Below are 13,266 nucleotides of genomic sequence, written 5' to 3'. Positions count from 1 at the left end.
GCGCTCGGAGGCCAGCCCCCGATCAGCCGCGTTAACAACGCTCGTGGTCAATACACCTAGGGCCTGTCTGACAATTCCCGTCGTCGCCCGGAGGGCGGCCGCGCGGCGTCAGGTGCGTGCTCTCGGGGTGCCGGGCGTAGGCCCTCGTACTGGACGTACTTGGGTCTGCGCCCGGTGCCGCGAGAGTGCGTGCATGGCGTCGCGCGGCAGACGGGAATTGTCAGACAGGCCCTAGCGCCTCGTCGTCCGGCACCAGCCACACCCGGCCGCCGACCCAACCGCGCACCCGAGTTCGCGGCACCCAGCCGAACAACTCGTAGGTCCCGCGCCCGGAATCCCCGAACAACCCCTCCACCTCGGCGCAGACGCCGAAGGCGCCCCCGTTCTCCGGGTCGGTCAGCGTGTACCGCGTTCTCCCGCGACGATCCTCGTGCACCCGGGAATGATGCCGCGTCCGCATCCCCGACCACGAGCCGACCACCGCCTTTTTGGGCAACTGTTCTGCCCTCGCGTACCTGGCCCCTGTCGCCATGGGCCTGTATCCAAAGGGGCGGAGCCTAGCGAAGGAGCCCGCATGCACGCCCGAGACACCGCCGAGGCGGCCGAGCGCACCGGCACCCGCAAGCCGCCTGCTCCGGCCGCCGTGACACGGCAGGCTCCGGGCACGCTGGCGCCGCTCCAGCGCAGCGTCGGCAACGCGGCCGTCGTCCAGATGCTGCGCCGGAGCCAAGACGCGGGCGGACATGGCGCGGAGGAGGTGGCGGCGGTCCAACGGTCCGCCGTACACGGGGTGCTGCGCGCTCCCGGGCGACCGCTCGCGGAGCCGGTGCGCCAGGAGATGGAGGCGCGGTTCGGGACGGACTTCTCCGATGTGCGCGTCCATGACGACGCCGCCGCGCAGTCCTCCGCCGCGGGCCTCGGCGCCCGCGCCTACACGTCCGGCAGCCATGTGGTGATCGGACCCGGTGGCGCCGACCGGCACACGCTCGCCCATGAGTTGACCCATGTCGTCCAGCAGCGGCAGGGTCCGGTCGCGGGCACCCCGACCGGCGACGGGCTGCGGGTCAGCGATCCCGCCGACCGCTTCGAGCGGGCCGCCGAGGCCAACGCCCACCGGGTGCTCGCCGGTCCGGTGCCGGCCGCTCGGCGGGAGGAGGAGGCCGCGGGCAGGTCGGTCGCGGGGGCCGAGGGGTCCGTGCAGCGGTTCACGGACCAGGACGTGGACAACATGGGTGAGCTGCGTGTCTCGGTCAACGGGGCTTTCGCCATCGCCGACGGCGCGGACCATATATGGGTACGGGCCGACTCCCTCGGCGCGATCGCCCCGGCCCTCCAGGCGGACAACCAGCAGGCTCAGTTCCTGGGGGCCACCTACCACCGCTACTCGCTGGGCGGTGATGTGCTCAACCAGTGCCTGCATGTGGCCGAGGAGATCATCAACAACCGGGTCAACCAGCTGCCGCACGGCCAGTACGCCAGCACGATCGATACCCACAGCAACAAGAACGGCGACCGGACCGAGTTCTTCGGCCAGCCCAAGGACGGGACCAACCGTCGTATGGCCAGGGAGTTCACCGGCGCCCGCGACGAAGCGGCGAACCCCCAGGTGGGCCAGGCGTTCGTGATCGTCGCGCTGCGGCCGGGGGAGCGGGAGATGAGCCAGTTCCACGCCGCCGCGGTGGTCGCGAGGGACGGTGACGACTGTGTCACCCTGGAGGCGTTCGCGGGCGCCGAGGAACAACTGGAGCCCGCCGCGGCCCGGATGTACACCGTCAACGGCGGAGGGGATTCGTTCCACGGCTACTGGACCGGCGAGGAGATGTATTACCACGGGGTCAGCGCCACCACGGTGATCATCAACCCCAACCCCAATCTGTGACCGGCCGGACGGTGAGCGGACCGCGCCGGACGCGGAGGAAGCGGAGAGCGACGGCAAGGACCCTGGGCCGAGTCCCGGATGGACCGAGGCCGATCGCAGGTTCTATGCCGCCTGGCAGCAGGGGCCCGGCTTCCGGGGGAAGGACGCGGACGGCATTCCGGGGAAGGCCGGTCGGGAGAAGTTAGACGCGCCGTCGGACGGATGAGGGGGCGGCCACCGGGGCGCGCCGGGGTCATCCCAGCCCGAACAACTTCGCCGCGTTGTGGTGGCAGACGGCGCGCAGCCATTCCGTTCCGAGGTCCAGCCGCTCCAGGGCGTGGAGTTGATGGAGGTAGGGGTAGGGGATGTTGGGGAAGTCGGAGCCGAGCAGGACGCGGTCGCCGAGGTCCGCGAGCCGGGAGAGGGCCCGGCCGGGGAACGGCATCAGCGCCTCGGTGAAGTCGGTGAACGCCATCGTCGTGTCCAGCCGTATCTCCGGGTAGCGCTCGGCGAGGCCGAGGAAATCCTCGTACTCGGGCATCCCCAGGTGCGCGACGATCAGCCGCAGCCCCGGGTGCCGCGCCAGCACCCGTGCGATCGGTCCGGGGCCGGTGTGCTTGCCTGGCGCGGGTCCGGAACCGCAGTGGATCACCACGGGGACCTGGGCCTCGGCCAGCACTCCCCAGGCCGGCCGGAGCAGCTCGTCCGCGGGGTCGTACGCCCCCACCTGCACATGCGCCTTGAACACCCGCGCGCCCGCCTCGACCGCCTCGCGCACGTACGTCTCGACGCCCGGCTCGGGGAACAGGGTGGCGGTGTGCAGGCAGTCGGGGGTCCGCCGGGCGAAGTCGGCCGCCCAGCTGTTGAGCCACCGGGCCATGTCGGGCTTGTGCGGGTAGAGCATGGCGGTGAAGGCGCGGACACCGAACCGCCGCAATATCGCAGCGCGTTCCGCCTCCTGCTGCCGGTAGCCGATCGGCCAGGCCAGCCCGCCGGTCAGCGGGCCCTGTGCGTCGAAGTACTCCCAGACCTTGTCCAGGACACGCTCGGGCATGAAGTGCGTATGGACGTCGATCAGACCGGGAAGCCCGAGCCGGCCCCAGAAGCGGCGGACCTCGGCGGCCTCCTCGTCGAAGCGGCTCGCGCGGGTGCCTTCGGCGAGGTCGGCGGAGGCCGGTCGGTGATCGTTCATGGCGCCCACGATCGTCCCGCGCCGCCGGTCACGTCAATCCGCGTCGCCGGTTACGCCAATCCGCATTCCCGGTCACGTCAATCCGCGGTCCCGGTCAGGTCGATCGCGTCCGTCCGGCGTCGGCGGTGCGAGTACGGCCCGTAGCGCTCGCCGGAACAGCGTGGCCGTGGTCGCGTCGAGCGGGGCGAGGAACTCGTCCTCCGCCGCGAGGTACGCCGCGTCGGCCTTCCGGTAGAGCGCGAGCCCGGGCCCGGTCAGCTCGATGGCGTTGCGCCGGCGGTCGGCCGGATCGGGCTTGCGGGTGACGATCCCCTTGGCCTCGAAGCCGTCGATCAGGGCGACCATCGTGGTGCGGTCGACGCCGAGCTTCGCCGCGACCGCCTGCTGCGACATCGGCTCACGCCCGACGAGCACGCGCAGCACGCCGAAGTCCTTGCTGTCGATGCCGAGCGGGGCGAGCGCGGCATCGGTCAGCGCCGTCAGCCGCAGGTGAGCGTGCTTGACGAGGTACCCGAGCGCGTCGTGCGGCTCCCTGGCATGCGGGGCGGGGGTTGGCATACCCCACATCCTATCTCTAGGATGATAATCAGTAGTACTGACAATCAGTTGGGCCGACGGAAGAGATCGTGATGATTCTTGTGACAGGCGGAGCCGGCTTCATCGGTTCGCACACCGTTCGCGCGCTCCACGAGGCGGGCGAGGAATGCGTGCTGCTCCAGCGCCGCACCCCCGCCCTGCCGCCGCGGCTGGCCGACGTGCCCGCGGCGATGGCACAGGGCGACATCGCCGACCTGGAGAGCCTGCGCGCGGTGGGCGGCCGGTACGCGATCACCGGGATCGTCCATCTCGCCATCACACCGCCGTGGGCGGCGGACGACGAGGATGCGATCGGGGCCGCGGGGCGCGCGCTCGACGGCTTCCTCAACATCGTGCGGGTAGCGAAGGAATGGGGCGTACGGCGCGTCGTCGTCGCCAGCACCATCGGCGTCTATGGAGGCGTGCCCGTCGACGGCGCGCTCGGCGAGGACCTGCCGCTGCCGATGAGCCACTTCCACGCCATCCCGACCCTGAAGAAGATCACCGAACTGCTCGCCGGGCAGCTCGCGGCCGAGTCCGGCATCGAGATCGTCGCCGCGCGCATCTCCGGCACCTGGGGCCCGGGCGGCCACCTGCCCGACCCCTTCTTCCCGGCCCCGTCACTCGTCCACGCCGCCGCGCAGCGCACCACCCCCGACCTGTCCGGCCTCGCGCACCAGCCGTACGCCGAGGACTCGCTCGACCTCTGCTACGTCAAGGACACCGGCCGTGCCCTGGCCCTCCTCCAGCTCACACCGGAGCTGCGCCACACCACGTACAACGTCGGCTCGGGCCGGGCGACGAGCAATGCCGAGGTGATCGCCGCGATCGCCGCCACCGAGCCCGGCTTCCACACCGCACTGCCCTCCCGCGACACCACGGCACCGCGCCAGTGGCTCGACACGACCCGCCTGCGCGAGGACACCGGCTTCACCCCGAAGTACGACACCGCCGCGGCCGCCGCCGACTACCTCGCATGGCTGCGCGCGGGCAACGAACGCTAGGGCCGATGCGGCGGGGCCTTCGTGACAGCGCCGCGTACGGCCGTCAACCGGCGCGCGGCGTGAGGACCGTACGGTCGAACGGGCCGCCGTGCGCGGCCGCGTACGCGACGGCCTCGTTCACGGCGTCGAGCGGGAAGGTCCGGATCCGGTCGGGGGAGAGGTCGAGCGTCCCGGAGGCGATGAGCCGGATCAGACCGACGTTCGCCGTGCGCGGGCACGACCACCGGCCGCGCACGGTGACCGAGTTGCGCATGAGCCAGGGGTAGGGGAGGGCGAGGTCCGCGCCGCCGAGCATGCCGACGCCGCCCATGAGGACGACCCGGCCGAACTCGCGGACGGTCAGGGCCGCCGTCCGCGTCACCGAACTGGGCGCGGAGGGCGGGAGCAGGTCGACCACCACATCGATCGGGCCCTGGGCGGCCGCGGACATGGCCTCGCGGTCCGTCTCCTCGTCGCCCGTCAGCTCGACCGGCCGCACCCGCCGGCCGAACCGGTCCGCGAGGAGGCCGAGCGTGGCGCGATCGCGGCCCGGTGCGACCACACGGCTCGCCCCCATGGCGAGCGCCATGGCGACCGCGGCGCTGCCGAGGTTGCCGGTGGATCCGCTGACGAGCACCGTCTCTCCGGCTTCGAGACCCGCCGCCAGCAGCCCTCCGTAGGGGATGGCGTAGACGACGAGGGAGGACCAGCGGGCCGGGTCGTCCAGTGCCTCGGGCGGCAGGGGGTGGACGTTCTCCGTGGGCACCCGCATGAATTCCGCGAACGCCCCGTCGGGCAGATGACGGGCGAGCCGGGCACCGCCCTCACCCCGGGAACTCAGGCCCTGAAGCATGATGTCGGGCGTCAGCGCGTCATCGCGGGAACGCACCGTCGGATCGCACCACACCAGGTCACCGACGCGCAGCCGGGTGGCATCCGGGCCGACCCGCACGACGCGTCCCACACCACCGGGACCCGGCACCACCGGGGGTTCGAGCGGATAGTTCCGCCGGCCGCCGAAGACCTCCCCGGTGTACGGCAGGACACACGTGGCCAGGACCTCGACCACGACTTCGCCACCGTCGGCCCGGGGCTCGGGCACCGATCGCACGCTCAGCGGGGCACCGAACCCGGTCAGAACTGCTGCTCGCATCTGCGGCCTCCTTGATCGCCTGAGGTGAGGCTAGGGATGTACAGGGCATGCGCCAAGCGACGATCTCGCACATCTGGTATGCGTAGTGCGCATGGACTTCTCCAGCACGGCTCTACGGGTTCTGCGGCAGGTCGCCGACTCGGGGAGCTTCACCGCGGCCGCCGCCCAGCTCGGCTACACCCAGTCGGCGATCTCCCGCCAGGCGGCGGCCCTCGAACGGAGCGCTGGCGCCGTCCTGTTCGAGCGCCGCTTCGACGGGGTGCAGCTCACGCCCGCCGGACTGACCCTGCTGCGGCACGCCCGGACGATCCTGGACTCCGTCGCGGCGGCCGAGCAGGAGCTGACCGGTTCCGCCGCGCCGACGGCACCGGTACGGCTGGGGATGTTCCCCAGCGCGGGCGCGGTGATCCTCCCCGGTGCGCTCACCCGGCTCGCGGCGACCGCCCCGCACATCACCGTGACCACCCGCGAGGGCAGCACACCCGCCCTGCTCCGGGCCCTGCGCGCGGGCTCGATCGACCTCGCCGTACTGACGTCCCGCCCACCGCACCGACCCTCGGACGGCGAGTCGCCCCGGCTGCACATCGAGCCGGTCGAGGACACCGAACTGCGGCTGGGAGCCCCGACGACCGGCCTGTTCTCCGGCCGTACCGAGGTGCCCATCGACGAACTCGTCAACGCTTCCTGGATCGCCGCGCCGTCCACGAGCACCGAACCACTGCTCGGCGTCTGGCCCGGACTGCCCGGACGGCCGCGGATCGTGCACACCACACGGGACTGGCTGACGAAACTCCGGCTGGTCGCGGGCGGTTTCGGCGTGACCACGATCCCGTCCCGCATGTCCGCGGTGCTGCCGCCCGGTGTGAGTCTGCTGCGCGTGACGGGAGCGCCGACCGAGGTCCGCCGGATCCTCACGGCCCGGCTCCCCGGCCGACCGGGCCCGGGGATCACTGACGTCCTGCGCGCGATCACCTCGGCGGACTGATCCAATCGGCGCCCCGGACGGAACCCCGGGCTCGACAGCGCCGGTTGGGGCCTCCGGAAACAGACGGATACGGGCGAGGGTCACCCGGGGTCGTGACCGGCCCGCATGCCCGCCACCGCGCAGACGAGCAGGGCGGCGATGAGAGCGGTCAGCGGCGCGGTCCAGGAGCCGGTGGCGGCGTGCAGCGCGGCGGCGAGGACGGGGCCGGTGGCAGCGAGGAGGAACCCGCAGGTCTGGGCCATGGTGGACAGGGCGGCCACCTGGTCGTGATCGCTGCCCCGGTGCGCGAAGAGCACCCCGGGCAGCGCCTGTCCCGCACCGAGTCCGACGCCGAGCACCACGACCCACACCATCGAGGTGGCGCTCGGCGCGAGGAGCAGCCCGGTCAGACCGGCGACACAGACCAGGACGGTGCCGAGGATGTGCGGGCGCTGGTCGGCGCGTCGCGCGGCGAGCACCGGCGCGATGAATCCGCCCGCGGCGACGCCGCAGATGAGCAGCGCCTGACCGGTCCCTGCGGCGCTCCTGCCGAGCCCGGCCTGGACGAGGACCAAGGGCAACCAGGCGAGCGTGGTGTAGAAGACGAGCGTCTGGATGCCGAAGAAGGCGGTCAGGCTCCAGGCCACGGCGGTACGGGCCACCTGCGCGAGCCCGGCAGGCTCGGCACGGGAGGCCGGGGCGAGCGGGAGGTCGGCCCGTTCCACACGGGCGGCCGGTGCGGGTCGTGGCGGGCGATGACGCAGCTGCGGTGTCATCCCGGCGGCGGCGAGGACGGCGGGGACGACGGCCAGGCCGATGGCCGGTCGCCAGCCTCCGGTGGCCTGGGCGACAGGGACCACCAGAGCCGCGACGAGTGCCGAGCCGAGGCCCATCGAGAGGGCGTACACGCCCATCATCGTGCCGACCCGCCCACGCGGGAACCGCTTGCGGACCAGGACCGGGATGAGCACGTTCACGACGGCCGTGGCCGCGCTGACCATCACGGTGCCCACGATCAGTCCGGGCAGGCCGAGCATGCGCAGCACATCGCCGACCACCAGGACCACACCGGCCCACCACAGTCCCCGCTCCTCACCGGACCGCCGTGCCACGGCCGCCAGCGGGGCGAAGGCTCCCATGCACAGCGGCGGCAGCAGACCCAGCAGGGAGACCAGGGCTGGGCTGAAGCCCGCGACCGGCGCCAGCGACCCGATCTGACCGAAGGCGACCCGCGTGTTCAGGCTCATCAGCACGAAGCCGACGACAAGCAGCGCCCCGGCACCCCCGGCGCGCGGCGCGGCGCGGTCACGAGGCGCGGAGGCGGTCGCCGTCGGCGGCGCTGAGGGAGACATGGCAGGCCCTCCGGAGTTCGAGAGTTAGGGTTGCCCCCAACCTGCACGCTCAAGCCCACTTGAGCGCAAGCTCCCGGAGGTCCCGATGGAGCAGCTGTACTCGATCACCGAGGCCGCCCGCGCCTTCGGCGTCTCGGTGCCGACACTGCGCTACTACGAGGAATGCGGACTGATCCGGCCCACCGCACGGCGCGGCCGGGTCCGCCAGTACGACCGCGCGGCCCTGGAGCGGCTCGCCTACGCCCAGCTGTGGCACGACGACGGCATGATGCCCCTCGCCGACACCGCCGCCGTCATGACCAGCCGTGCCGCCCCGGAGCGCCATGCCCTCATCACCGCCCGGCACGACGCGGTGCGGGAGCGGATCGACCGGCTCTCCCGCGCCGCCGCCGTACTGCGGCACATGCTCCAGTGTCCGGCCGACCACCCGCTGGACTGTCCCGTCACCGGCGCCTACATCCGCTCCCGCGTCGACGCGGCCCTCGCCGGCGAGGAGCCTCCCGAGCCCGCCTTTCCCGACGTACCGGAGGAGCCCTCGGGCAGCTGACGGCCGTCCGCACCCGGGTCGGGGCGGCCCTCGGCGCCGTGCTCTCCGCGCCGCCCGGCCAACGTCAGCCCGGTCCCCCCGAGCCCAGCCAGACACGGCACAGCCACCACGCGTTCAGGGCGCCGAACGTGTCCAAGGGATCGATGCCGGTGACGTCGGTGAAGCGCTGCACCCGGTTGCGCACCGTGTTGGGGTGCACGAACAGGCGCTCGGCCGCAGCGGTCACGTCCCGGCCGTCCTCCAGCCAGGCGCGGACGGCGAGCGCGACCGGTTCGGCCTGCGCCCCGAGAGCGGTCCACGCCGTAAGGTGACGGTCCGTCAACACTGCTGCCAGATCGGCCCGTTCGGCCGGCGCGGCGAGTACGGCGACATCGGCGACGTGCACCACTCCGCTTCGCCGGGTCGTTTCGGCGGCGGTCAGGGCGGCGAGGGCCAGCCGCCGGGCGCCGCCCAGTTCCTCCGGCTCGGCCGGACCGGCCAGCCCGGCGACGGCGCAGGCCTTGGCGGCGCGTGCCGTGGGCGCCTGGGCGAGCACACCGATCAGGAGGCCGTCGAGATGCCCGGCGAGTGCCTGCGGCTGGTCGCGCAGCGCGTGTTCCAGGGCGCCGCCGTCCGGCCGGGCGACCAGCACCCACAGGCCGCCGGTGACGGGCAGCCCGGCCTCCGCCGCGGCCGGCGCCGCCGCCGAACCGCCTTCGAGCAGGCGCCGCAGGATCGTCAGGTCCCGGTCCTCGGCTCCCGTGGTCCGGCCGGTGCCGGCGGCGCGATGGGCCTGGATGAGCCGGGCCCGTACCGCCTCGGCCCAGTCGTCGTAGAGTTCGCGCACATCGAGCAGCAGGTGCGCCTCGATCCCGGCGGTGGACGCGGCTTCCCTGGCCCGGGACCAGATCGCGCGCTCGGCGACATGGATGGCGCCGAGCACCGCCTCGATGGGTACGCCCTGCCGTGCGCGGGTGTGCCCGAGCTCCGCCACGAAGGACAGCTCCGTCCCGGTGGGGCCCCGCCGGGCGGCCAGTGCCCGGGTGGCCGCGGCCAGCAGGGCGCGAGTGTGCCCGGCGATGTCGGCGGGCGCGAGACCGGCGACCTCCCGGACCGTCGTACGGACGCCTGAGACCACGGACGGCAGCAGATCGTCCTCACCGACGACCCGTTGCATCAGGTCGACCACGAGTCCCAGTCCTCGTGTCGCATGCCCGGCATCCTCGCGCCGGTTGTGGCCCGGCACAAGAGAGCGGCCGAATCAGGTGGCGCCTGACATGTTCGGCGAGGTGAACGGCCCTTACGGTTGGGCCCAGCCACAACGCGGCGGCCGACGACGGCGCGAGTCGACCGCATCCGCGAGGGGCCTGGGCGGCACTCGCGCCGGGCTCCGGCGGTACCCGCGTACGGCTCCGGCAGATCCCTCGCCGCGCTCCGGCAGATCCGCGCCCGACTCCGGCAGATCGCGCGCCGGGCCCGTGCGGCACCCGCCCCGTCCCTCAGGAGATCCACCATGCCCCCATCCCGCCGCGTCGCCGTGATCGGCGCCGGTGCGGCCGGCCTCGCCGCCACCAAGGCCCTGCTCGATGCGGGAGTCGGGGTCGTCACCCACGAACAGGGCGATCGGCCCGGCGGGTTGTGGGCGCGGGACAACGCGAGCGGACTGTCCCCGGCCTACTCCTCCCTGCACCTCAACACCAGCAAAGGACGCACCGAGTTCGCCGACTTCCCCATGCCGCGCAACTGGCCGGACTACCCGTCCGCAGACCTCGTCGCCGGTTATCTCACCGACTACGCAAGGGAATTCGGCCTCACCGAGCACATCCGGTTCGGCACGGCCGTCGCGTCCGTCGAGCGGGCCGAGGAGGGCTGGGCCGTGACGACCGGAACCGGCGAGACGGACCGGTACGACGCGGTCGTGGTCGCCAACGGCCACAACTGGCACCCCCGTTGGCCCGAACCGGCGTACCCGGGAACCTTCGAGGGCAGCCAGACACACGCCCACGACTACCGGGGCCCCGAGGACTTCCGGGACCGCCGGGTGCTTGTTGTCGGCATGGGCAACTCCGCGATGGACATCGCCGTCGACGCCTCCGATGTCGCCCGCGGCCCGGTGCTGCTGTCGGCCCGCCACGGTGTGCACATCGTCCCCAAGTACCTCTTCGGACGGCCCTCCGACGCGACCGGCGGCGCCCTCGCGGCCCTGCCCTGGCGGCTGCGTCAGCGCGTCGCGGAGACGATGCTGCGGCTGGCCGTCGGCACCCCGCAGCGCTACGGCCTGCCCGCACCGGCGGGCGGCCTGTTCCAGAACCACCCCACCATCAGCGACACCGTCCTGCACCGCTTCACCCACGGCGAGGTCGTCGCCCGCCCCGGCGTCGAACGGCTGGACGGGAACACCGTCGTCTTCACCGACGGCCGCTCGGAACGGGTCGACACGACCGTGTGGGCCACCGGCTACCGCGTCCACATCCCCTTCCTGGACCCCCGCTGGGTGGGCGAGGACCCCGAGCGACTACCTCTCTACCAGCGCGTCTTCCACCTGGAGGACCCGAGCCTCGGCTTCGTCGGACTCATGCAGTCCACGGGCGCGGCACTGCCCGTGGTGGAGGCCCAGGCCAAGCTGGCCGCCGCCTGCTTCTCCGGCGGCTACGCCCTGCCCTCACCCGAGGAGCAACGCCGTACCGTCGACCGGACCTTGCGCGCCGCGACCGCCCGCTGGGGCGACCGGCGCCCGCACATGCGCATCGACTTCGACCAGTATCTCGCCGACATACCACGGGAGATCGCGGCCGGACGCGCCCGACTGCGGCGCGGCGCCCGCCCGTTCACGTCCCGGCCCGCGAAGGGAGCCCCGCGTGAAGACCGCATCGGCCCGGCGTGGAGGGCCGCGCGCCGCCGACGGCCTCCGTGTCCTGGTCACCGGCGCCTCCGGCACCTTCGGCCGGGCCATCTGCGCCCGCCTGACCGAACTCGGCGCCCATGTCGTCGGGTTGGACCTCGCACCCCGCCCGGACGACCCGGTCGAGGTGCTCGCCTGCGACATCACCGACGACACCGGTACGGCGAGTGCGGTCGCCGCCGCGATCGACCGGCTCGGCGGCCTCGACATCCTCGTCAACAACGCGGGGATCGGCGGGCCCGCCCCGGCCGAGCTTCCGCCCGGGGACGAGGTGCGGCGCCAGCTCGACATCAATCTGCTCGGCGCCTGGCGGGTGTCCGCCGCGAGCGTGGCCGCCCTGGTGGCGTCCCGCGGCCGGATCGTCATGGTCTCCTCACGCATGGCCGCCATGCAGCTGCCCCTGGCCGCCGCGTACGGCGCCTCCAAGCGCGCGCTGGTCGCCTACGCCGACGCGCTGCGCCTGGAACTCGGCACCCATGTGGGCGTGACCTGCGTCTACCCGTCGGCGGTGCGCAGCCCCATCCACGACTCCACCGCCGAGGCCGGGCTCTCCCTGGAGGGCATGAGCAGCTACGAGCCGCTGGCGGGCGTGGTCGACACCGTGCTCCGTGCCGCCCTGGGCCGCCGGGTGCGCCGCGACCTGGCCACCACCCGCCGCGGCGCCGTCGAGTTCTTCCTGGCCCGCCATCTGCCCGCCCTCACCGACCGGATCGTCGCCCGCACCCTCGCCGCCCGCGCCCGCTCCGGCGCCTTCGAGGGAGCCGAGCTGGCCGCAGGTGTCGTCGGACGCCACCGGGAGACACCATGACCGCGGTGACCGGCAGGACGGGGGAGTACGCCACCTCGGCCCGGCCCCGAACCGGCGACCTCGCCCTGTACGCGACCGGCTCGATCGGCATGGGCGTCTGGGTCACCGTCCCCGGCCTGCTGCTCCTCTACTTCCTCACCCGGACCCTCGGCGTCCCCGCCTTCCTCGCCGGTACGACCCTGCTGCTGCCGAAGATCGTGGACGTCGTCGCGCACCCCCTCCTCGGCTCCCTGACGGACCGCCGGCCGCGCCGCACGGGGCACCGGCGCGGCCTGCTCCGGGTGGGGCTGTGGCTGACGGCGGCGTGGATCGCCCTGTTCTCCGTCCCCGAAGGCCTGTCCGGGACGCCGGCCGCGCTGTGGGTCGGCGGCTGCTGCGTCGCCGGGAACCTGCTGTTCGCCTGCTTCCAGGTGCCGTAGCTGACGACCCCGTCCGATCTGCGGATCGGCTACCACGAACGCACCCGCGTCTTCATGTTCCGGATGGTCTTCCTCACCCTGGGACTGCTCGTCGCGGGCGTCGCCGCCCCGGCCCTGGTGGCCTCCGGCGGCCACCGTGCCTACGCCCGGATGGCCCTGCTGCTGGCCGGACTCCTGATCGTCTCCCAACTGGTGGCGCTGACCGGTGTGCGCAGGCTCACCGAGCACTGCGGATTCCGGCTCCCGGACGAGCGGGCCCACTCCGCCCGCGACGACCTCCGGGCCGCCTGGCGCGACCGCGACTTCCGGGCGCTGGCGCTGTCGTACCTGTGCACCGGCACCACCACCCATCTGTTCCTGGCCGCCGTGCCCTTCTACACCGAGTACGTCCTCGACGACCGGGGCCTGACCGCCGTACTGATGGGCGCCTTCCTGGTCCCGGCGACCGTCGCAGGACCCGGCTGGCTGTGCGTGTCGAGACGCATCGGCAAACAGAACGGACTGCTGCTCTCCCAGGCCGCCAGCGCGAGGGA

Annotated in this window: 10 protein-coding genes and 3 pseudogenes; 7 read left to right on the top strand and 6 right to left on the bottom strand. The window is 73.1% G+C overall.

Annotated features, from left to right (window positions below):
- Nucleotides 1–226 precede the first annotated feature (226 nt).
- A pseudogene (locus tag CCN72_RS39915) lies at nt 227–460 on the bottom strand (hypothetical protein); the annotation flags it as partial.
- 114 nt (nt 461–574) lie between these two features.
- Between CCN72_RS39915 and CCN72_RS07275 the strand changes: the two are divergent.
- Entirely contained in the window at nt 575–1,879 is a 1,305-nt protein-coding gene (locus CCN72_RS07275; RefSeq protein ID WP_086806807.1) for an eCIS core domain-containing protein, read from the top strand.
- A 232-nt stretch (nt 1,880–2,111) separates the two neighbouring features.
- Here CCN72_RS07275 and CCN72_RS07270 read toward each other — a convergent pair whose 3' ends face one another.
- Entirely contained in the window at nt 2,112–3,050 is a 939-nt protein-coding gene (locus tag CCN72_RS07270; RefSeq protein ID WP_086806806.1) for an amidohydrolase family protein, read from the bottom strand.
- Nucleotides 3,051–3,122: 72 nt separating this feature from the next.
- Nucleotides 3,123–3,608: a MarR family winged helix-turn-helix transcriptional regulator gene (locus CCN72_RS07265; protein WP_086806805.1), complete on the bottom strand. Its 486-nt coding sequence runs from the start codon at nt 3,606–3,608 to the stop codon at nt 3,123–3,125.
- A 71-nt stretch (nt 3,609–3,679) separates the two neighbouring features.
- Between CCN72_RS07265 and CCN72_RS07260 the strand changes: the two genes are divergently transcribed.
- Nucleotides 3,680–4,630: an NAD-dependent epimerase/dehydratase family protein gene (locus CCN72_RS07260; RefSeq protein WP_086806804.1), complete on the top strand. Its 951-nt coding sequence runs from the start codon at nt 3,680–3,682 to the stop codon at nt 4,628–4,630.
- A gap of 43 nt (nt 4,631–4,673) precedes the next feature.
- Here the strand turns inward: CCN72_RS07260 and CCN72_RS07255 are convergent, their stop codons facing one another.
- The gene (locus tag CCN72_RS07255; RefSeq protein ID WP_167408654.1) at nt 4,674–5,762 is read right to left on the bottom strand and encodes an alcohol dehydrogenase catalytic domain-containing protein; all 1,089 of its coding nucleotides are present in this window, start codon (nt 5,760–5,762) and stop codon (nt 4,674–4,676) included.
- Nucleotides 5,763–5,853: 91 nt separating this feature from the next.
- On the opposite strand from CCN72_RS07255, the gene CCN72_RS07250 reads away from it, so the two are divergent.
- The gene (locus CCN72_RS07250) at nt 5,854–6,747 is read left to right on the top strand and encodes a LysR family transcriptional regulator (protein ID WP_086806803.1); all 894 of its coding nucleotides are present in this window, start codon (nt 5,854–5,856) and stop codon (nt 6,745–6,747) included.
- Nucleotides 6,748–6,827: 80 nt separating this feature from the next.
- Here CCN72_RS07250 and CCN72_RS07245 read toward each other — a convergent pair whose 3' ends face one another.
- On the bottom strand, nt 6,828–8,078 hold the full coding sequence (locus CCN72_RS07245) for an MFS transporter (RefSeq protein WP_086806802.1): 1,251 nt from the start codon (nt 8,076–8,078) through the stop codon (nt 6,828–6,830).
- An 85-nt stretch (nt 8,079–8,163) separates the two neighbouring features.
- On the opposite strand from CCN72_RS07245, the gene CCN72_RS07240 reads away from it, so the two are divergent.
- Nucleotides 8,164–8,625, top strand: coding sequence for a MerR family transcriptional regulator (locus tag CCN72_RS07240; protein ID WP_086806801.1), 462 nt, complete (start codon nt 8,164–8,166; stop codon nt 8,623–8,625).
- A 64-nt stretch (nt 8,626–8,689) separates the two neighbouring features.
- On the opposite strand, the gene CCN72_RS07235 is transcribed toward CCN72_RS07240, so the two are convergent.
- A complete protein-coding gene (locus CCN72_RS07235; RefSeq protein ID WP_208637938.1) occupies nt 8,690–9,793 on the bottom strand; it encodes a helix-turn-helix domain-containing protein in 1,104 nt (367 codons plus the stop codon).
- 324 nt (nt 9,794–10,117) lie between these two features.
- Between CCN72_RS07235 and CCN72_RS40315 the strand changes: the two are divergent.
- From CCN72_RS40315 to CCN72_RS40305, 3 genes and pseudogenes are all read left to right on the top strand, one after another.
- A pseudogene (locus CCN72_RS40315) lies at nt 10,118–11,338 on the top strand (flavin-containing monooxygenase); the annotation flags it as partial.
- A 124-nt stretch (nt 11,339–11,462) separates the two neighbouring features.
- Nucleotides 11,463–12,314: an SDR family NAD(P)-dependent oxidoreductase gene (locus tag CCN72_RS40310; RefSeq protein WP_086806800.1), complete on the top strand. Its 852-nt coding sequence runs from the start codon at nt 11,463–11,465 to the stop codon at nt 12,312–12,314.
- Nucleotides 12,311–13,266, top strand: a pseudogene (locus CCN72_RS40305) (MFS transporter); the annotation flags it as partial. The gene CCN72_RS40310 and the pseudogene CCN72_RS40305, both read left to right, overlap by 4 nt.

The organism is Streptomyces murinus (genome assembly GCF_002154555.1).
Classification (GTDB): Bacteria; Actinomycetota; Actinomycetes; order Streptomycetales; family Streptomycetaceae; genus Streptomyces; species Streptomyces murinus.
Note: the sequence above shows the minus strand (reverse complement) of the source record. Positions and strands in the feature narration are given on the sequence as shown.